Genomic DNA, 19,149 nt, shown 5'->3' on the forward strand with positions numbered 1-19,149 from the left:
AATGGACTCCGCGATACGAAAGCTTTTCCCACTTCATGAACTGATCATCTTGAATGTAGAAATCACCTCACATTTGCCCCTTTAGCTTTGCAACAAGTCCAGTATTTGTGACCCGCCATTGCACAAAGTATTCCGTCCTGTCGTAACGCAGCTGGAAAGGGGTGCAGGTAAAACGGAGCCACCCATCCCGTGGTAGGGCAGAACCATCAACGACGTTCACACCTGAACTACCTTTGCCACCTTTATGATAGGTCGCAGATACATTGCATGACGCAGCCTCATTCGATGTGGGCCATGTTGATGGTCGAAGATGAGGTGGGCGGTAGAAGGTTGTATTTAAGATCCTGACGCCATTTCTCATGACGGCTTCGACCAGACTATCAGAGTGACCGGCATCAGTGGCGAGCGTGACGGCCTCGGATTTGGCGGCGAGAACATTGTAGGCAGCAACGCTCTTCTCTTTACCAGCTCCAAACTTGTCTCCCAGAAGCTTCCTCCACTTAGCGAGGCTGGCGTTGTGATCCTCTTCCGTTAGCGCGTCCCGTGCCCAGCCTGCGTAGAGATGGATCTTGTCCTTAAAGTTTCTGAACTGATCGATCGTCCACAGTTCGCCGAGGTCTTCGTAGTCGAGGCTTGGACTGGGGTTGAGAACTTCAGGGACATCAACGTGAGGTGCCAGATAACTATCTAACCGTTCTAAGACTGTAACCAGGGTCTTTGGAACACTGGAGAAATCCTCAGTGCCTCGGTCGTTGTCAGTGATCCGGTAGCCGATAAGGGCGGTAAGCAACACTGACGGGCACGTGAAGCTTTTTTTGTGGTTCCTGATATATTTCAAAATCCTGGTCATCTTCCTAAAGGAGTTCCCTCCAGAAAGCTTGTTCCGCTGAACCAGCCAATCAGTGAACTCGAACGGCTCACTGCGGATAAGTTGGTTGTGCCGATGGTGGCAAATATTGATTTCGTAATCTTTATCAGCAACCTCAAATATCGGCATCAAATCGATCTTCTTATCGCCGGCGTAGTCAAGTGTGACACAGACATCCGACAGACGTGACTTGCTTTTGTATTTGGAATTGGCCCAAAGCACACGACGGAGGTCCAGCAGATAGTCTTTCGGCTCCCACTCACTGTTCTCGGCAACCATCATCACGACGTCGGCATCAAATTCTCGTCCGTTCAATGGGCGAACAATCGTTCCATGTGCAAGCGAGCCCTGCCTCTTAAAGAAGCGAATCCTCGTGCCGTAGTCGGATTTGAGAATGTAGTTTTGAATTGCGCTTATGCTTGTGTCGAGTGAGTCCAGGCGATCCTGGTCGATGTTTACGACGCCCTTTAGGAAGTCCTCGAAGTATGAATTGTGCTCCACGGATAGTCCTTGATTGATTCTTCTCGGCCAATCCAAACCGGCCAGACGCTACATTTTTGTTTTGGGTGAGCATAAAGTCTCACGAAGTAGACCGAGTCGGCGGCCCAGTTGGTCTGCGAGCCTAAAGGTCCGAATCCACTTCGCGGTAAAGGCTGCGCGAAGCTAATCGCAATCGATCTCCTTCTTTTCCCACACCATCCGTGATTTTCAGGCTTGGCACGATAAGCGTCTGAATACGCTCCACAGTAGTCGAAAAGTAGCTGTGCTTGCAATCGCAGCGAAGGTCCGTTCCCCGTCCATCTTGTAGGCCAGAAGGCCTTGGTGAAAATCCGATATCACGCGCTACGGCTGATTGCTTCAAGTCTTCATAGCCGAAACAATCCCAAACCCTGGGTTACCTCCTTCTTCGTCGCCTCCGTTCTCTCCCGCGCTCGTTCCGTGCCCTCTTGGATGACGCTCAGAACATGGTCCAGATCCTGTGCGAGCAGCTGACGTCTTTCTCGGATCGGGGCGATCAACTCCTGGAGAATTTCCTCGAGGCGGCTCTTTAGGGTTCCGTCGCCCAGTCCGCCGCAGCGATAGTGATCCTTGAGCCTGTCCAATTCGGTTTGATCTTCATCAAACGCATCGAGATACGTGAAGACCACGTTGCCCTCGACCGTGCCAGGATCGTTCACGCGCAGGTGGCCAGGGTCGGTATACATGGCTTTCACTGCCGCCCTGATCTGATCAGGTGACGCTGAGAGACTAATCGCGTTCCCTCCCGATTTCGACATCTTCGCTTTGCCATCCACCCCGGGGAGTCGGCCGGATTTCGGAATGACAGCCCGGGCTTCTGCAAGGATTGATTTGCCCGCCGTCGCGTTGATGCGGCGGACGATTTCGTTCGTCTGCTCGATCAGGGGGGCCTGATCTTCACCGACCGGGACCATGGTGGCCTTGAAAGCGGTGATGTCTGCAGCTTGGGCGGCTGGGTAGCAGAGGAAGCCTGCGGGAATGTCCCTTCCGAACCCTCGGGCTTTGATCTCGTCCTTGATCGTCGGATTTCTCTCCAATCGGGCGACCGAGACGAAATTCAGGTAGAGCATCGACAGCTCCGCCAGTGCCGGCAGATGCGATTGCAAACAGATTGTGGTGCATTCCGGATCGATGCCGACAGCGAGATAGTCGAGCGCGACCTCGATCACATTGCGCCGCACTTTTCCCGGATCGTGCGCATTATCGGTCAGAGCCTGCATATCCGCGAGGAGTAGGAATTGCTCGTGATCCTTCTGGAATCGAAGGCGGTTGCGAAGCGACCCGGCGTAGTGGCCGAGGTGGAGGGGGCCCGTGGTGCGGTCTCCCGTCAGAATGATGGGTTTCTTCATTTACGTGTCCTCGAATAAAGCGAGGCGCCGCACAGGGGGAAGGGGAAACAACAAAGGCCGCCTGTGCGGCGGCCTCGGGATAAAATGGTTCCGGCCGCCTTGTTAGGAGACCAGCCACCAGCTGCAGTTCGCGATGGTCATCGTGTTGTCCATGTCGGCTGACTTAGCCGCATTCCTTCAGACTGTCTACCGATACACACACTTGATCGTCTTCCGACGTCGAGAAACGTCCCGCCTGCTCTTGGGCTCGCAGCTACGTTTCCTGTTGCGAGGCCGGATGGATCGGACGTCGTGACGAGCGGAAAACGACCCGACACCGAGGATCGTCGTCCCATCTTGGCGCCGTGTCTATGAACCTCTGCACGGCCTCTTGATCGACCGGACGATCGCACCCGTGACTGCGTAGAATATGCCAGCAGAAAGCAAGGAAGGCTGCCAAAAGTATTAGCGACACCGAGATGATCCATAAATCAAGTGCAGTCATAATTTCCCTGCCTATTCACGAGCGACCTTTCGGCTGCCAACGGTATAACGACGTGACGTGAGCCGATCATTCGAAGCGGGGAGTTCAACTCCCATACCGGAATTCCACGTCTGAAGTCCAATAACTCCGGGCTGCGTAAGCCTGCAAATGACCGGCTTACGAGCCCTCTTATGAATTTTCAGGTAATCCATAATGGGTGAAAGTCACGATGGCCTGATCGTCGAAAGGGCCCATCTGCACAGGATTTCGAAAAAATTTCAGTTTTCTGCTTCGTGTTTGTGAGTGCCAGCCAATCTCATCGTCGAACAACAGATATCACGCCGGAGAAAGGAGCGAAGGCGATCTTGAAGCTGCCGCATCGGTGCAGCGCTGCCATGAAAGGCAATACAGATGTTCGACTCTGCCGATTTCAACATTTTCGATGAGTCCCTTGCGAATGCACGGAATCTCCTCTTCAATCACGGACATGACATCGCCCAAGCGGCGGCCCTTTTGGGCGGTGCCGCCGCAGAAGCCCGGGTGATCTCCTGTGCACTGCGCCTCGAGACGGCGACCCGGATTGATCGCCGTATCCTGCGTGATCTGATCGCGATCCACAGGCTCCTTGCTTTGCAAGACGTGGGCGATCCCGACGACTTCGAGACATGCCTCTTTGCCGGCTTTCACCCGGCGTCGCCCGAGGTCGAGACGATCTGCGTACTCACTGATCTGTTCGACGATCTTCTACGCTCAATCGGCCTGGAGCCCGATTGCGACGGCGCATTCCAAATCACTGAACTCCTCACCGCCTGAAATCGATCCGGTCCCCATACCGGGGGCCGGATTTTGACGCTTGGCCATCGGGGCCGAGCAAGATGGGAGACGTCCATGATCAATTCTCAAGAAAACCAACGCTCAATCCAAAGCCTCGCTGAAGAAACCGTGCGTCTCGGGCGCGAACTCGAACGGGAGGCGCGATCTGCAAAAGTCGGTGGGTCCACGGCGGCGCACGGCTTTGTTGCGCGCAGTCTGCGGTGCCTCGCAAAGCGGAATCCTTTCGACGAACGCGACGAGGCCTCGCTCGATGCGCTTTGCGGCATCCTCGATGCGGACTTGGAGAGCGAGATCGTCAGCACTGACACTCGCTTCGTGGAGACGCGATTTGACGCGATGGGACCGCACGGTGAGTTTCGGGATGTCCCAGTCTACAGCGAGCGCGGCGAGCATCTCTTGAGAGTGCGAAGTATGCTGGCGGCATTCCTACACGTGCGCGCTGCGACCCTCGACGCGATCGCAGCAGAGACCGCGGTCGCAGGGTTGCTTCGCGTGTAGTCCGTGCAGCCGCGGGAGCATCTGCTGAGAACCTTCGAGCCTCGGTCTATGATAAAAACTAATCATCGCAATGAGTTGTGAGATTTCTCTCAAAATCGCTTCTGCGGCCCGCACCTTGGATAAATTTACAGATCCGAACGCATTCAAGTTCGAAGGAATGAAGAACATGTACCGAACACCAAAAGATACATTCCGCCTTCCGCAGCCATCCACGGCGATGCGCGCGGTCAAGATGGGCGTGCGCGAACACTTCACCGGCAGTTTCGTGGGCGGCGAGAATGAAGGTTGGCGGATGGAGGTCGAGAGCCTGACCGAGTTCCGGGTCGCGCTCGTGATGCAGGCTCGTCCCGATGTCGTGGACCTGGAAAACCAGGTGCTCTTCCATTGGGTCGACTTGGAGGGGCAGGGCGCACGCCACTTCTTCGATTTTCGGGTCACGTTCGAGGACGGAACCCGTACGGCCCTGATCGTCAAGAACAGCCGGACCGCCGCGAAACCCGATTTTCGGGCGGAGATGCGTTGTCTCGCGAGCCAGGTCCCCGCCGAGGTCGCGGACAGGGTCGCGCTCGTGACCGAGAAGCACCTCGACCCGATCGAGGTCTACAATGCCGAGCTGATCCACAGCGTGCGTCTCCACGACGGAGAGCCGGATGACGCCCTGCGCGGCCTTGTCTCCAATATGGGCGGTGCTGCCCGGATCGCCGATATCGTTTCGACGATCGGAGGCGCCGGCCAGACGTTCCGAGCGGTGGTTCGCCTGATCCGGACCCATGCCCTCGAGCTGGTTCGCCACGAGCGCATCGGACCGGAAGCACTCGTCCGGTGGAGGCCGATCTGATGCTGGATTTCGCACCCAGCGGCGACAGCCCGCGTTTCGCCTTTCGCAAAGGCGACAAGGTCACAATCGACGGGATCGCATTTCAGCCGGTCGACGTGACGGATGCTGGCTACCTCTTCTGCCCAGCTGACGGCACGGGCGTCACGGTGGGCTACAATCGCAGCCAGATCGCGCGGTTCGTCGAGCTTGGATGCATTCAGCATGAGAGAGGCGCGTTGCTACCGGAGGGCGCACGCAGGATGCTGGATCGCCCTGCCGACCTGCTGTCGAGCCTGCCGGAGAACATGCACAAGGTCGCGCGCGAACGGGAGGCGGTCGTGCGTAGCTTTCTCAGTCTGGAGGAAGAAAACAGGGTCAACCGTACCGACGAGTCGATCGACGCGATGAAGGACAGCATCGTCGGCAAAGCCGCGAGGTTCCTCGAGGAACCGAGCCAGTTCGATGGTAGGGTGTCCGAAACCAAGGTCCCAAAATTCAGCGCACGGACGTTGCGTCGATGGCTTAAAGCCTACGAAGGTTTTGGTCTCTCCGGCCTCTATGGTAGCAGCGGTCTTAAGGGAAACCGTGACCGAAATCTCTGTGCAGACACCCGCGCCATCTTGGCTGATTGCGTGCGCGGATACATGAGCCCTGGAATCACGCAATCCGCTATCGTGCGGAACACTCGGCGCGCATTCGAGGCGAAGAATGTCGAACGCCGCCGCGAGAATCTCCCTGACCTGGAATGTCCTTCGAAGGAAACGATCCGCCGCGAAATTCTCAGCCTCGATCCGTACCACTGCGACGTAGCGCGTCTCGGCCTGGAAAAGGCCCGCAAGAAGCACGCTCCTGTCGGAACCGGTCTTGATGTCACCCGCCCCCTACAGCGCGTCGAGATGGACACCTGGCAGATCGATTTGATCTCTCTGATGGCCGACTCCGGGCTGCTGAATTTCCTCGACGATGAAGACAAGCTTCGGTTGGGCCTCACTGGCAAGAAGAAGCGGTGGCATTTGACCGTGGCAATCTGTGCGACCACGCGATGCATCCTCGCGATGCGCCTGTCGCGGTCGCCGAACTCCCAGGCCACGGTTCAGGCAATCGAGATGATTGGACGTGACAAGGGAGTCTGGACGGATGCCGTGGGAGCTCTCACCCCATGGTCGATGCGCGGAACACCGGAACTGATCGCGACCGACTGTGGCAAGGAATATGTGAGCTACGATGTGGCGGTTGCTGCACAGGATCTCGGCATTTCTCTGATACACGCCCCCGCCGGTCTGCCGGAAATGCGTGCTCGCGTCGAACGCGTCTTCAAGACAATCTCGGTGGGCCTCATGCCGCGTCTCACCGGACGGACGTTCGGAAACATCCTCGAACGGGGTGACTACAACTCGGAAGGCAAGGCGGCACTGACCGTCGATGATCTGTGCGCGGCCCTCATCCGTTGGGTCGTGGACATCTATCACCGGCTGCCTCACGAGGGCCTCGATGGCGAGACCCCTGCCAATTGCTGGAACCGTCTGGTCGACACTTATGGCGTCGCGCCTCCGGCCGATCTGCGGCGGCGACGCTTGGCCTTCGGTACACGGCTAAAGCGGACCGTCCAGAAAGACGGTATCACGTATCTCGGCATCCGGTATCACTCCGACCTCCTTGCCGAAACGATGCTGCATCGGCGGAACAAGGAGGTGAAGGTCCGCTGGTACAACGAGGACCTTGGAGCCATCGCCGTCGAGATCGATGGTGAATGGATCGAGGTGCCGTCCGTGTTCTCGCGCTTCCGCGGAGTCCGAGCTCATACCTGGTTCTCGGCCAGAAACGCTCTCAGGGCTCGCTTCAAGGAGCAAGCGGCCTTCGAGGAGAGTGTCATCAATCGAACGATCGATGACATCGAGCGGATCAACGGCGATGCGATGGCACGCGTCGGCCTGCTCGCCGACGACTGGTCCGAGGAACGGCTTGAGCGTGCGGAGAGGAAGTTGTTCATCGGTTTCTTCGGTGAGCCGGATCGTCCATCTCGGATCGCGATGACCAAAGACGGGATCCTTGGTGACGAGCTTCCGACGATGGGTCGCGCTTCTCACGAAAACGTCAAAAAATCCGCTTCGGATCCGGTCTCATCCGTTTCCGAGCCGTCCACATCGTACGCAAATTCTCCTCGTGCCGAGCATCAAACCGAGAGCGGCGATGACCCGGACGAACCGAATTTCGACATTGAGGACAAGTGATGACGACCAGTGAACTCCAAGATCGTGGCATGATCCGCGAAATCGTTGCGGGCATGCGTTCCAAGTACATTACCCTGGAACGGGACAGGAAAATTCGTGAGCGCCTGGATCGGCTTTTGTCAATGGACGCGAACGGTAATTCGTTGATCGCGGCGGATGACTCCCGGGCCGATGGAGAGCGGCGTGGTTTGGCGGTGGTTGGTGGTGCCGGAAGCGGCAAGACATCCCTTATCAATAAAGCGGTCGACAATCATCCCGATCTGCAGCCGTCGTCGGCCGCGCCGATACCGGTGGTCCGGGTCACCGTACCGAACCCAGCAACGAGCAAGAGCTTGGCGTTCGAAGTCCTGAAGAAGACGGGATACACCGAACTCGCGAAAAAGCGCGCCACTGCTTGGGATGCTTGGAACGATGTCCGAGTCCGTTTCAAGCTTCTCGGCACTGTGCTTCTGGTCATTGATGAGGCTCAGGACATGTTTCCCAGAGGGTCGAAGTCGGAGGCGCATGATATTCTCCGTACTTTGAAGACCCTTATGCAAGACGAGGGTGGCGTCGCTGTAGTTCTCTGCGGGATCGAGACCCTGTTCGAGAGGCTCTCGGTCGATTTCCAAGCGGACCGACGCTTCAAGAAGTTCGAACTTGGACCCGTGAACGTCACTGCGGACGGGAAATTGCTCCGTGGTCTGGTATCGACCTATTGCGACATGGCCGAGGTCGCACGCCCCGAACCTGCCGACCTGATAGAGCGCCTTGCTCACGCCGGGCGATACCGTCTCGGTCTCTGCATCGAACAGATCATTGCGGCCATCGAGATCGCATTGATGCGGGGGGACAAGACGCTCGAGATCCAACATTTCGCCGAAGCCTTCTTTGAGCAAGAGGCCTGCGAGGTCGGGCGCAATGTCTTTCTCTCGCCACGCTGGTCCAAAATCGATCTCGGCTGAAATCTCGCCGGGGTTTGCTTCGCGCCCCGGCCGCCGAGGCCTCTCCATACCTCCCATCACTCTCTACTGGAGCACCCATGCCCAAGCTTTTCCCGTATCTGCCCTTCCATGATGACGAGACCGCACTGTCGTTCGGCGCGCGCCTCGCAGCTTTCCATCTCGACACGCGGCTCGTTCCATTCCTGCACGATATCGGTGTCCATCCCGAAGCCCTCGTCCAAGGCAAGGATGCTGCCATCGACCGTCTGGCGACTGTCGCTGGTGTTGATCGTGGTCTCCTGCGTCGAAACTCCGCACTGAGCGTCGGCAAAGCCGACTTCGTTCTCGGAGGTCACGATCTGAGCGCAGAATTCTTCGCTCGACCTGACACTGTCTTCTGCCCCGCGTGCCTCCGGGAGGATGACGCGGACTATGCGAATGTCGCGATCTCACGGCGACAGCGCGTTGCCTGGACCCTGCGAGCTGTGCGTACTTGCCCGGTTCATGGCCTTGCTCTCATCTGCCGCCGCGGCCGGGACTACGATCGAAAATTCCATGAACTGAGTGTTCAGGTTCCTGAACGAGGTGTTGCCCTCGACGACTTGGTCAACAACTGCGAGCGGAGATCGCCATCCCCTATGCAGGACTACGCGCTCGCGCGGCTTGATGGCATGGCGGGCCCCGCCTGGCTCGATAGTCAAACGCTCGAACAGGCGGTTCGCGTGTCCGAGTATATCGGTCTGCTGGTCATCCATGGTCCTGCGAAGAAGGCCTCGGACTTGACCCAGGACCAGTGGGATCAGGCTGGACGGGTCGGGTTCGGGATTACCTCGGAGGGAGAGGCTGCCATCCGGGAATGCCTCAAGGAGGCACAAGCCGCCTTCTCGCAGACAGATGGCACGCCGGGCCGGCGCAAGATCTTCGGTGCGCTCTACGACTGGCTCTCCTCGAAAAAGAACCGCAGGGAGCCCGGGGACATCGTGCGCATCATGCGAGAGCACATCTTCGACACCATGGACGTCGCAGCGGGCGATATCATCCTGGGTGGCTCGCTCGCCGAGCGGCGACTCCACAGCGTTCAGTCTCTCGCCGCCGAGAGCGGTTTGCACCCGAAGACCCTCCGCAACGTTCTCACCGCTGGCGGTCTCATCCCGACTGACGCGCGGTTCAGCGCCAATCACGTCTTCGACGCCACTGCTGGCCGAAGACTGGCCGCAACGGTCACCAACGCGATCAATGTGAGCAAGCTCGATAAGGCAATGGGCTGCAGCCGACCGCAAGCCGACCAGTTCCTCGATGAACGGCTTCTTCTGCCTCTCGCGGACGGGCCGAAGGATGCTGCCGGGCGCCTCTGGAAATCGGTCGGCCAGGATGCTGTCGAGCAGCTGCTCGAGAAGCTTCTGTCCGCGGCCCGTCCGGTCGCATTTGCCCCGTCCGAGATGGTGACGATCGCGAAGGCTACCGAGAAGGCCAAGGTGCCGGGCGTCGAAATCGTGCATCTCATCCTTGGGGGGTTTCTCTCCAAGGTCGTCCGACTTCAGGATGTCGACGGAGTTGCGTCACTGCATGTCGATCCGGAAGAGGTCCGCGCTGCGATTGGAACCCATGTGCCCGGCATCTCTGCCTCGTCGGCTTTCGCGATGCTGCGAATTCCGAAAGCCACCGGCTGGGCATTGACCGAGCGGACTGTCGCTCCGCATCTTCCATCGATCATGGTCGAAGGGAAGAACGGCCGACATCGCTTCTTCCGGTTCGACGAGCGCGCGATTGCGAAGTTCGCGGAAGAATTCACCACGGTCGTCCGCATCGCGAACGAACATGACCTCGGGCGGAAGGACGTGGCCAAAACGCTTCGGAGACACAGAGTTCGCCCGGCAATAGCGCGGGATGAAATTGGCATCGATTTTTACCGAGTTGAGGAACTTCCAGAGTTCGAGCTCGCGTAGATCGATCTGCGGTGCCCGACGGAGCGGGCAGAGACTTCGACAGAAACAATAAGGGTCACCATTCGGTGGCCCTTTTCTTTTTGCCGTTCTCTCGCATCTGCATTAGGTTTCCGGGGCGCTATGAGAGCTTATTTTGCACGATTTTGAGAAATTCTCAGTGGACATCAATTGATTGGAAAATGGACAAAAGCTCGAATAATTCAATAAGGTGACGCAACGAAATCAGTTAGTTATAGGGGTGCGATGGTCGTGTTTTGATTGTCGCTACAGTTTGCCGGTGCGATCCCCGTGCAGAAAAAGACAGGGCAACGCCGCCCGACCTGGAGAGGCTTGTTGCCTTAGTTCTCTCTGCGCGCCTTTCGTCGGCGCAGCGTCTTTGCAATCGGCCAGACGATCACGAGGACGGTCATCACCGCCAGCCCGGCCGAGATCGGGCGTGTCAGAAGCTCTGTCGCGTCGCCACGGCTGATGAGCAGGGCGCGGCGAACGCTTTGTTCCGCCATCGGGCCGAGGATCATGCCAAGGATGATCGGGGCGAGCGGCACATTCACTTTCTCAAGAAAGTAGCCCGCGATCCCCGCCGCCAGCATCACCCAAAGATCAATCGGGCGACCGTTTATCACAAACACGCCCACGCACATCAGGATCAGGATGGACGGCACCAGAAGCACGCCGGGAAGTCGTTGGAACTGGGCAAAGGCCCGCGTGGCCACCGCGCCGCCCATTGCGAAGATCAGGATCGAGGTGATCAGCATCTCCATCATGAAGCCGCCCACGAGCATCGGGTTCTGGTGAAAGAGCTGCGGGCCGGGTTGCAGCCCGTGAATCGTCAGCGCGCTGAGAACCAGGGCCGCGACCACGTTGCCGGGGATACCAAGCGCAAGCGCAGGGATCATCGACGCCGCGTTATCCGCGTTGTTGCCGCACTCGGCCGCGGCGACACCCTGCGGGTTGCCCTTGCCAAAGCTGTCAGGGTCGGCAGAGGCATTGCGCGCGGCATTATAGCTCAGGAAGGCTGCGATGTTCCCGCCCGCACCGGGCAGGATGCCGACACCGATCCCGATACCCGAAGACCGCAACCAGGTCGGAAACAGGCCGCGCCGTTCACCGGGTTCGAACGGCACGTCCGACAGTTTCAGCTGTGCCGCCGATAGCCCCTTCAGGTCGCACTTTTCGGCCAACTGAAGAACCGGCGGCAATGCATAAAGCCCGACAAGAACGACAATCAGGTCAAGTCCGCCCAGAAGCCACGTCTGATCGAAGGTGAACCTCGCCTGGCCTGACAGGTTGTCGATCCCGATTGTCCCGATCAACAGGCCCAGCACAGCCGCCATCACGCCCTTGACAGGGTCGGAGCCGACCATGACGCCCACCGAGGCCATTCCGAACATCGCGATCCAGAAATACTCCGCCGGTCCGAAGAACAGCGTGACCCGCGCCAGCAGCGGGCCAACCGTCATCAGCGCGATGGCACTGGCGATTCCGCCCACGGCGGACGACCAGCACGCGATCTTGAGCGCCTTGGACGCCGCGCCCTTGTCGGCCATGGGAAAGCCGTCGAACGTGGTGGCGATCGAGGCGGGCGTGCCGGGAATACGCAGAAGGATGGCCGGAATTGCGCCGCCATACATGGAACCGTTGTAGATGCCCGCCACCATGCCCAGCGCCACCAACGGATCCATCGAGTAGGTCAGCGGCAGCAGCAGGGCAATGGCCATGACCGGGTTCAGCCCCGGCAGCGCCCCGATGAAGACCCCCAACAGGGTCGCGCCGATCATCGCGACCAGCGGCCCGATGGTCAGAACCGCGCCAAGCGCATTGACGTAGAAATCCATATCAGCCTCCGGGCGCCAGAAGGAGAAGTATCGCTTCGCGCGGGAGCGGTTTCTCCAGCAGCACGGAGAACACGAGATAGACAACGGTGATGAAGATGGCCGCCACCACGGTGGCATAGACCCATTGCCGAAAGCCGAGCGCGATCGGCAGAACCAGCATCAGCAGGAAAGACGCCGTATAGAACCCCAGGGGCACGACCGCGGCGACATAGACGGTGGCGATCACGGTTGCCGTGATCATCTTGGACGGCGCGGCGACCAGTTGCCGCATCTCGTCAGAGCCGGACCGGACGGCTTTGGCCGCCACGGTCCCGCCCAAAAGCGTCAGGATCAGGCCCAGTGTCATGGGGTAGATCCCGCTGGCCCCGGTATAGCTTCTCGCCATCCACGCGGCGGCGAGGCCGAGACCGACAAAAATCAGCCCCAACACGATATCCTGACGCTTTTCCATCGGTTACAGGCCCAGTGCCTTGGACACTTCGGCCAAGGCATCGTATTCCGACCGAAGCCGCTCGCCCAGGGCATCGCCCTTGACCACGTTGGGCACTTCGCCCTTGGTCTTCAGGAACTCGACATAACCGGGGTCGTTGACGGCTTTCTCGATGGTGTCGGCAAGCATGCTGACGATCTCGGGGTCCAGACCCTGCGGCCCCAGGATCGCCCGCCACAGCAGCGTTTCCTTGTCACCAAGGCCCAGAGCTTCCAGACCCGAAGCACCCGGCAGTGCCGGCACGTCCGCCGCTGATGTCACCAGCGGGCATTTCACCTCGCCATTCTCGACATAGGGCAGGACGGTCGAGATTGACCCGCCGTAGATGTCGACATGGTTGCCCAGAAAGTTCTGAAGCGTTTCACCCGCACCGCCGAAGGGAATGGCGACCGCGTCGATGCCGCGCGCCTGGAAGATCCGTTCCGCGGCCAGTTGCATGGTGCCGCCGATGCCGTCGTTGCCATAGGTGTACTTGCCCGGGTTCGCTTCAAGCTCTGCCAGGAATTCCTCACCGGTGGTCGCGGGGAAATCGGTCTTCACGCACAGGGTGTAGGCGGTTTCGGATGTCGAGGCGATGGGCGTGAAACTGTCGAGCGAATAGGCGACGTTCTGCACCTGCGGCACCGTCGTCAACGGGCTGTTCCACGTTGCAAACAGCGCATAGCCATCCGGGTCGGCCTGCATGAACTGCGACGCCCCGACAGAGCCGCCCCCGCCACCCACGTTCAGGATCGCGATAGAGGTGCCAAGCATCTCTTCGAGCAGGATCGCCAACTTGCGCGCGCTCGTGTCGGTTCCGCCGCCAGCGCCGGCCGGGATCGTCAACTCGATCGTGCGCTCGGGGTATTCCGCCAGTACGGGCGTGGCGAGTGCCGCCGCCGCCGTCAGGCCGATGAAGGTTGTCTTGAGTGTCATGGTCTCTCTCTCCCTTGGGTGTGTTTCGGTTGTTCAGTTGATTTCACTGCGATAGCGGAACTTCTTGGCGCTGCCGCTTGCGATGCGCCATTCGATCGGCGTGTTCTCGATGTCGAAGGCCGTGCGCTCGATCACCGCCAGCGGATCGCCGGGCGGGATCTGAAGCCGCTGCGCGACCCGCTCCGGGGCCTGCCCGAACGACACTTCGTCAGCGGCCCGCTTCACCATCACGCCGAAATGTTCGAAGTAAAGCGGGTAGAGCAGCGGACCCAGGCTTGCCTCCGGCAGGGTGTCGAACCCGGCGAACCGGCTGGTGGGAATATAGATTTCCTCGAACAGAACCGGCTGGTCCGACAGGCAGCGCAGGCGGACGATCTTGATGACATCACGGGTGCCCAGCACCTGTGCCGCCTTGTCGGGCGCTTCGGTGACGCTGCGCAGGATGATCTGGCTCGACGGAATGGACAGGGGCGACCCGTCTGTCTCGCGGATCGGGAAGAAGCGGAACAGCGTCGCATCGAAGGAAGGGGCCCGCACGCGGGTACCAGAGCCTTGACGGCGCTCCAGAAGTCCTTCTTCCACCAGCCCGTCCACTGCCTTGCGCACGGTCCCGATGGAGACGTCGAACTCGTTTGCCAGCCGCGCCTCGGAGGGGATCGGCGCATCAGGGGTCCATTCGCCCCTTGCGATCCGCGCCGTAAACGTGTCCCGAAGCCGGATGTAGGCCGGAAGCCTCATATCGGTCGCAGCGAATCCGTTCATCGTCATTCCTCCCACCGGCAGTCATAGACCTGCTTGACCCATTTAGTCAACTGGTCATATATATGAATTGAAGGAGACCCAGATGATCCGGTTTGATTGCCACGCCCATGTCTATGAAACCGTGACCGCGATAGACGGCGCGCGCTACGTCCCAGCGAAACCGGCACCGCTTTGCGATTGGCGCGCGCATCTGGACGCCAGGGGGCTCAGCGGCGGCGTCATCGTTCAGGTCAGCTTTCTGGGATCGGACAATTCGCAGATGTGCGCGGCGCTCTCGGATCTGGACCGCACGCGCTTTGCCGGGGTCTGCGTCGTTGCGCCGGATGTTTCGGGGGAACAACTCGATCGTCTCGCGGGGTCCGGCGTGCGGGGGGTGCGATGGAACCTCGTGCGCGGGGCCGCAGTTCCCGACCTTCAGGACCGGACGATCCGGGCACTTCTGCAAAAACTGCGCGCCCGCGACATGCATCTCGAAATTCACCTTGAAGGTCCGCGCCTAGCGCCGATCCTGCCTGCGCTCTCGGAACTCGGGGTCAGGGTCGTCATAGATCATTTCGGGCTGCCGTCCGAAACCGTCCCGAAAGATGATCCGATGCTCCGGGCCGTGTCAGACCTATCGGATCGGCAGGCATTGTTTTTCAAGTTTTCCGCACACTACCGGGTCCCGTTCGACGTGGCGCCGCACGCGCAGGAACTGCTGAGCCTGCTTCCATCCGACCACGTTGTCTGGGGCAGCGACTGGCCCCACACACAACACGAAGAGCGCGCGAACTATGCAGGTGTCTGGGCGCTTTCTTCGTGTCTCGGCGTCGTGTCTGACAGGGCTGCGGTGCGGACCCTGTACGGCATCGGTTCAGGACTGAACGACAGCTTGGGGTCCTGACCCTTCTGCACCACACTTTGCCATATCGCGCCAGTGGCCAGTCCCGGCCAGGGGCAATGATCCTCAGCCCGGTGTGATGCCTTCGGTCGGGGGCAGCGGCACGCGGACGAGAACCTGTTCGGGACGCCGCTTTTCGTAAAAGGCGTTGCCGCCGGTGGTCAGCACGTAATGGATGTTGTTGAAGTTGGCCTTGTACCAGGCCGCGTGAAAGAACCGTGCGGCGCTGACATGGGGGTGGCGCTCTCCGTTATGGACCGCGACGGCGGCTTGCCGGGCAAGGGTCGCGCCCGCTTCGTTCATGGGCCGGGTCATGACGCCGGGGGCGAACTGGTTGTGCTGGCTTACCACGCCGCAGATCGTATCGGGGAAATCGTCGGACGCGACACGGTTCATCACCACGCTGCCCACCGCGATCATGCCGTCGCGGCTGGAGCGGTTGGATTCGAAGTACATCGCCCGCGCGAGGCATTCGATGTCATCAGCGGGCGGCGGTGTCACGCGGTCGGACCCGCCGCAGGCGGCCAGCAGTGTCAGCAATCCCAGCGCGGCGGGCACCAGGCGTTTCGTCTCGGCTCGCGGCATGTCATCCCTTCCGGTATTCATCGGCATTCCGTTTCGTGGGGCGGACAGTAGGCCGCAAGCGTCCCCGCAGGCAAGCGGTATCGGACGCATTGGCGCCGCGCCGCGTGCCATGCCCCTCGCCATGCTGGGGGGCTTGCCCTATGTGGGGTGGGACGCCAACAGACAGGGGCCCTCCATGACCCGTTTCTCGATCCTTGCACCCGTGCTTGCATGTCTGCTCTGCGGGCCCGCGCTGGCCGAAAAGCTGACCTATGCCATGGCGCTGGGCAGCCGCCAGATCGGCAGCGTCAGCTATGATGGCGGCCCCCGCGCGGGCCGTCTGCTGGCGGTCATGGACAACACCCCGCTCGGCGTGGCTGACGGCAGCTTCGAGGCCGTGACCCGCGCGCAGGCCGGCACGGTGATCTACGAAAGCCGCAGCCGGGGCAGCAAACAGCGCGAGATTGTGGTGAAAAGGGCCGGGGGGCGGGTGACGGAAGTCACCGTCATCCCGCCGGATGAGGCAACGGACCTGAGCGATGTGGCGCAAGTGCCAAGGGGCGTGATGTCACTGACCGAAGCCTTTGCCGCGATGGCGCTGGGCCGCGACTGCCCGGACCCCATGACCGTGTACGACGGCCGCCGGGTGGTGCGCATCGCCACCGCCGCACGCAGTGACAGCGGCAGCGAAGTGAGTTGCAAGATGTCCTACCGCGTGGTGCAGGGGCCGGGGCACCTGTCGCCCTTCCGGTTCAGGTCGCTGGGCATGGAACTGACCTATGCCACCAGCGCCCTGCAGCGCATCACGTTCAGCGCGGGCGGTTTCGATGTGACGCTGACCCGGCAGGAATAGGGGCGCTTGCCCTGCGCCGCCCACGCGTGCTTCAACCCCCCGCCGTCAATCGCTGTCCGGGTCCTGGCGCATGGCACGGGCAAGGCGGCGGATACGAATGGCGCGGTTCAGCTCGCCGCCGAAGATGAGAACAAGCGCCGCCAGATACAGAAAATACAGCGCCGCCACGATCCCGGCGAGCCCGCCGTAATAGGTCGCATAGGTGGCAAAATGCCCGAGGTAGTACGAAAACGCCGCCGTCAGGGACGCCCATATCACAACGGTAAACAGAACCCCGGGATAGATTGACGAGAACCTTGTGCGCCGGGCGGGCAGGAACACATGCGCCAGGAAGAGCGACAGGACCAGGATGATCGCGGCGGCCGGATAGCGCACCAGGCGTATCGTCACCGACGCCGGATCGAAACCCGGAAACAGGACATGCAGCAGCGACCCGGCCCGTGGCGCAAAGACAAGAAGATACCCCACCAGCACAAGCACCATGCTGGCGATGACCACCATCAGGATCATGACCGGGTAAAGGACATACCATGAGCGTGTCTCGCGCACCCCGTAGGCGCGGTTGAGACCGACGCGCACCCCGTCCACGCCGCCCAGGGCGAACCAGATCGTCAGCAGGATACCGGTGGACAGCACGCCGCCGCGCTGGACCGTCATGACCTGCTGCACCTCTGCCACGATGGGCTCGATCAGCGTTGCCGGGACGATGGCGATCAGGAACGATACCAGATCGTCCGCCATGCTCTGGCTTCCGACGAATGCGGTCATCGAAGAGGTGAAGATGAGGAAGGGAAAGACCGCGAGCAGGACCCGGAACGCGACGTTTCCGGCCAGCCCGAAGGCATCATCGCTCCACAGGCGCAGGGCCGCCTCGCGGGTGACACCCCACAGGGCTTGCCAGCCTGTTCCGAACAGCAGCCCCTCGGGATTGTCGCTGACGATCCCGTGGGTGATGACGGCATCGCGTCCCGCTTCGGTGGGCTGACGTTTCTCCATTCGGCATCTCGCTTGGTTCCATGAGCTTTCCATAGGGCGGCCCGATTGGCAAAAGTAGTGCATGATCCTGCCCGGTACAGCCAGCACGCGGATTTCTGCCCCTGCGCGTCGTCATCCGCCCTCGGCCCATCCTCGCGTCAATGCTGTCGGCCAGCGTCTCTGCCCGCTGGCGGAGGATCGCCCGCGGACTGTGCGCATCGCCCGCCCTGCGGTTGAAGTATCGCGCAAACGGGCGGCGTTGGCTTGACTCATCCGGGCGGCTGGCAAACGATCTGTCACAACATAAACCAATGGGGGACAATCATGACCACACGTCGTTTCACACGCCGCTTCCTGCTCGGCTCCGCCGCCGCGCTGGCGGGCGCCTTCGCCCTGGCACCGCGTACCGCACTTGCTGCAGACCCGATCAAGGTCGCGGGCATCTACACCGTGCCGGTCGAGCAGCAATGGGTCAGCCGCATTCACAAGGCGGCGGAGGCGGCGCAGGCCCGTGGTGACATCGAATATGTCTTTACCGAAAACGTCTCGAACACCGATTATGCCCGCGTCATGCGCGAATATGCCGAAAGCGGGAACACCCTGATCATCGGCGAGGTCTTTGGCGCGGAACAGGAGGCGCGCGAGGTCGCCGCCGACTACCCCGATGTCGCCTTCCTGATGGGATCGAGTTTCAAGCAGGACGAAAGCCTGCCGAACTTTGCCGTCTTCGACAACTACATCCAGGACGCCGCCTATCTGTCCGGCATCGTCGCGGGCGCGATGACGGAAAGCGGCAACATCGGCATGGTCGGCGGCTTTCCGATCCCGGAGGTGAACCGCCTGATGCATGCCTTCATGGCTGGCGCTGCCGAGATGAACCCGGACATCGCCTTTCAGGTCAGCTTCATCGGGTCGTGGTTCGATCCGCCTAAGGCCAAGGAAACCGCATTCGCGATGATCGAGAACGGGGCGGACATCCTTTATGCCGAACGCTTTGGCGTCTCTGACGCGGCGCAGGAAAAGGGCATCCTGGCCATCGGCAACGTGATCGACACGCAGGCGGAATACCCTGACACCGTCGTCGCCTCGGCCATCTGGCACTTTGAACCGACGCTGGATGCGGCGATTGCCGCGGTGAAGGCGGGTGAATTCACCGCCGCGGACTATGGGGTCTATTCCTTCATGAAGGAAGGCGGCGCATCGCTGGCGCCCTTCGGCACCTTCGAGGGCAAGATCCCGCAGGAGGCGCTGGACCTGATCGAAGAGCGCACCAAGGCGATCAAGGCGGGCGATTACACGGTCGAGATCAACGACGAAGAACCGAAGTCCAGTTGAGTGCTGCCCTTGCGGATGGTCCCGCCCGGCCGGGAGGCCGGGCAGCGCCACCCCTCGGGTCGGCGCTGCCCTTTGCACCTGCCACAAACCGC

At 60.6% G+C, this 19,149-nt stretch carries 17 protein-coding genes; 9 read left to right on the top strand and 8 right to left on the bottom strand.

The genetic code is table 11. The features are described from left to right. Window positions 1-67: 67 nt before the first annotated feature. Window positions 68-1,369 carry a nucleotidyltransferase gene (locus FIU94_RS08720; protein WP_152465431.1) on the bottom strand — a complete coding sequence of 434 codons (1,302 nt, stop codon included), beginning with the start codon at window positions 1,367-1,369 and terminating at the stop codon, window positions 68-70. Between the two features lie 365 nt (window positions 1,370-1,734). Then, window positions 1,735-2,736, bottom strand: a complete 1,002-nt coding sequence (trpS, locus tag FIU94_RS08725) for a tryptophan--tRNA ligase (RefSeq protein ID WP_152465432.1) — start codon at window positions 2,734-2,736, stop codon at window positions 1,735-1,737. Between the two features lie 874 nt (window positions 2,737-3,610). Here trpS and FIU94_RS08730 point away from each other — a divergent pair. The 6 genes from FIU94_RS08730 (at window position 3,611) to FIU94_RS08755 (ending at window position 10,448) form a co-directional block, all read left to right on the top strand. After that, window positions 3,611-4,012, top strand: a complete 402-nt coding sequence (locus tag FIU94_RS08730; RefSeq protein WP_152465433.1) for a hypothetical protein — start codon at window positions 3,611-3,613, stop codon at window positions 4,010-4,012. Between the two features lie 75 nt (window positions 4,013-4,087). After that, window positions 4,088-4,531 (top strand): hypothetical protein, encoded by a 444-nt coding sequence (locus FIU94_RS08735; protein ID WP_152465434.1) that lies wholly within the window; start codon window positions 4,088-4,090, stop codon window positions 4,529-4,531. Between the two features lie 115 nt (window positions 4,532-4,646). Beyond that, window positions 4,647-5,369 (top strand): hypothetical protein, encoded by a 723-nt coding sequence (locus tag FIU94_RS08740; RefSeq protein ID WP_152465435.1) that lies wholly within the window; start codon window positions 4,647-4,649, stop codon window positions 5,367-5,369. Next, the gene (locus FIU94_RS08745; protein WP_152465436.1) at window positions 5,354-7,579 is read left to right on the top strand and encodes a Mu transposase C-terminal domain-containing protein; all 2,226 of its coding nucleotides are present in this window, start codon (window positions 5,354-5,356) and stop codon (window positions 7,577-7,579) included. The genes FIU94_RS08740 and FIU94_RS08745 overlap by 16 nt, the downstream gene beginning before the upstream one ends. Continuing rightward, window positions 7,579-8,523: a TniB family NTP-binding protein gene (locus tag FIU94_RS08750; protein ID WP_152465437.1), complete on the top strand. Its 945-nt coding sequence runs from the start codon at window positions 7,579-7,581 to the stop codon at window positions 8,521-8,523. Before FIU94_RS08745 ends, FIU94_RS08750 begins: the two co-directional genes overlap by 1 nt. 77 nt (window positions 8,524-8,600) lie before the next feature. Then, window positions 8,601-10,448 (top strand): TniQ family protein, encoded by a 1,848-nt coding sequence (locus FIU94_RS08755; protein WP_152465438.1) that lies wholly within the window; start codon window positions 8,601-8,603, stop codon window positions 10,446-10,448. 338 nt (window positions 10,449-10,786) lie between these two features. On the opposite strand, the gene FIU94_RS08760 is transcribed toward FIU94_RS08755, so the two are convergent. Genes FIU94_RS08760 through FIU94_RS08775 form a run of 4 tightly spaced genes read right to left on the bottom strand, consistent with a single transcriptional unit; the run spans window position 10,787 to window position 14,450 of the window. Further along, complete coding sequence (locus FIU94_RS08760) at window positions 10,787-12,283, bottom strand: tripartite tricarboxylate transporter permease (RefSeq protein ID WP_152465439.1); 1,497 nt, start codon at window positions 12,281-12,283, stop codon at window positions 10,787-10,789. 1 nt (window position 12,284) lies between these two features. Beyond that, window positions 12,285-12,734, bottom strand: coding sequence for a tripartite tricarboxylate transporter TctB family protein (locus FIU94_RS08765; RefSeq protein ID WP_152465440.1), 450 nt, complete (start codon window positions 12,732-12,734; stop codon window positions 12,285-12,287). Between the two features lie 3 nt (window positions 12,735-12,737). Next, on the bottom strand, window positions 12,738-13,688 hold the full coding sequence (locus FIU94_RS08770; protein WP_152465441.1) for a tripartite tricarboxylate transporter substrate binding protein: 951 nt from the start codon (window positions 13,686-13,688) through the stop codon (window positions 12,738-12,740). A gap of 33 nt (window positions 13,689-13,721) precedes the next feature. Continuing rightward, window positions 13,722-14,450, bottom strand: a complete 729-nt coding sequence (locus tag FIU94_RS08775) for a GntR family transcriptional regulator (protein ID WP_152465442.1) — start codon at window positions 14,448-14,450, stop codon at window positions 13,722-13,724. Window positions 14,451-14,532: 82 nt separating this feature from the next. Here FIU94_RS08775 and FIU94_RS08780 point away from each other — a divergent pair, with 82 nt between their 5' ends. Beyond that, window positions 14,533-15,333: an amidohydrolase gene (locus FIU94_RS08780; RefSeq protein WP_152465443.1), complete on the top strand. Its 801-nt coding sequence runs from the start codon at window positions 14,533-14,535 to the stop codon at window positions 15,331-15,333. Between the two features lie 63 nt (window positions 15,334-15,396). On the opposite strand, the gene FIU94_RS08785 is transcribed toward FIU94_RS08780, so the two are convergent. Then, window positions 15,397-15,936: a cell wall hydrolase gene (locus FIU94_RS08785; protein ID WP_254702490.1), complete on the bottom strand. Its 540-nt coding sequence runs from the start codon at window positions 15,934-15,936 to the stop codon at window positions 15,397-15,399. Window positions 15,937-16,090: 154 nt separating this feature from the next. Between FIU94_RS08785 and FIU94_RS08790 the strand changes: the two genes are divergently transcribed. Beyond that, window positions 16,091-16,747: a hypothetical protein gene (locus tag FIU94_RS08790; protein ID WP_152465444.1), complete on the top strand. Its 657-nt coding sequence runs from the start codon at window positions 16,091-16,093 to the stop codon at window positions 16,745-16,747. A 45-nt stretch (window positions 16,748-16,792) separates the two neighbouring features. Here the strand turns inward: FIU94_RS08790 and FIU94_RS08795 are convergent, their stop codons facing one another. Then, window positions 16,793-17,743, bottom strand: a complete 951-nt coding sequence (locus FIU94_RS08795; RefSeq protein WP_152465445.1) for a YihY/virulence factor BrkB family protein — start codon at window positions 17,741-17,743, stop codon at window positions 16,793-16,795. Window positions 17,744-18,046: 303 nt separating this feature from the next. Between FIU94_RS08795 and FIU94_RS08800 the strand changes: the two genes are divergently transcribed. Next, window positions 18,047-19,057 carry a BMP family protein gene (locus tag FIU94_RS08800; RefSeq protein WP_152465446.1) on the top strand — a complete coding sequence of 337 codons (1,011 nt, stop codon included), beginning with the start codon at window positions 18,047-18,049 and terminating at the stop codon, window positions 19,055-19,057. Window positions 19,058-19,149: the final 92 nt, after the last annotated feature.

This window comes from Sulfitobacter sp. THAF37 (assembly GCF_009363555.1).
Taxonomy (GTDB): Bacteria; Pseudomonadota; Alphaproteobacteria; order Rhodobacterales; family Rhodobacteraceae; genus Sulfitobacter.

Bases quoted from the DNA above. Each gene is read 5' to 3' on its own strand.
- trpS (WP_152465432.1), bottom strand. From the start codon at position 2,736: ATGAAGAAACCCATCATTCTGACGGGAGACCGCACCACGGGCCCCCTC.
- FIU94_RS08730 (WP_152465433.1), top strand. From the start codon at position 3,611: ATGTTCGACTCTGCCGATTTCAACATTTTCGATGAGTCCCTTGCGAAT.
- FIU94_RS08735 (WP_152465434.1), top strand. From the start codon at position 4,088: ATGATCAATTCTCAAGAAAACCAACGCTCAATCCAAAGCCTCGCTGAA.
- FIU94_RS08750 (WP_152465437.1), top strand. From the start codon at position 7,579: ATGACGACCAGTGAACTCCAAGATCGTGGCATGATCCGCGAAATCGTT.
- FIU94_RS08755 (WP_152465438.1), top strand. From the start codon at position 8,601: ATGCCCAAGCTTTTCCCGTATCTGCCCTTCCATGATGACGAGACCGCA.
- FIU94_RS08760 (WP_152465439.1), bottom strand. From the start codon at position 12,283: ATGGATTTCTACGTCAATGCGCTTGGCGCGGTTCTGACCATCGGGCCG.
- FIU94_RS08765 (WP_152465440.1), bottom strand. From the start codon at position 12,734: ATGGAAAAGCGTCAGGATATCGTGTTGGGGCTGATTTTTGTCGGTCTC.
- FIU94_RS08770 (WP_152465441.1), bottom strand. From the start codon at position 13,688: ATGACACTCAAGACAACCTTCATCGGCCTGACGGCGGCGGCGGCACTC.
- FIU94_RS08775 (WP_152465442.1), bottom strand. From the start codon at position 14,450: ATGAACGGATTCGCTGCGACCGATATGAGGCTTCCGGCCTACATCCGG.
- FIU94_RS08780 (WP_152465443.1), top strand. From the start codon at position 14,533: ATGATCCGGTTTGATTGCCACGCCCATGTCTATGAAACCGTGACCGCG.
- FIU94_RS08785 (WP_254702490.1), bottom strand. From the start codon at position 15,936: ATGAATACCGGAAGGGATGACATGCCGCGAGCCGAGACGAAACGCCTG.
- FIU94_RS08790 (WP_152465444.1), top strand. From the start codon at position 16,091: ATGACCCGTTTCTCGATCCTTGCACCCGTGCTTGCATGTCTGCTCTGC.
- FIU94_RS08795 (WP_152465445.1), bottom strand. From the start codon at position 17,743: ATGGAGAAACGTCAGCCCACCGAAGCGGGACGCGATGCCGTCATCACC.
- FIU94_RS08800 (WP_152465446.1), top strand. From the start codon at position 18,047: ATGACCACACGTCGTTTCACACGCCGCTTCCTGCTCGGCTCCGCCGCC.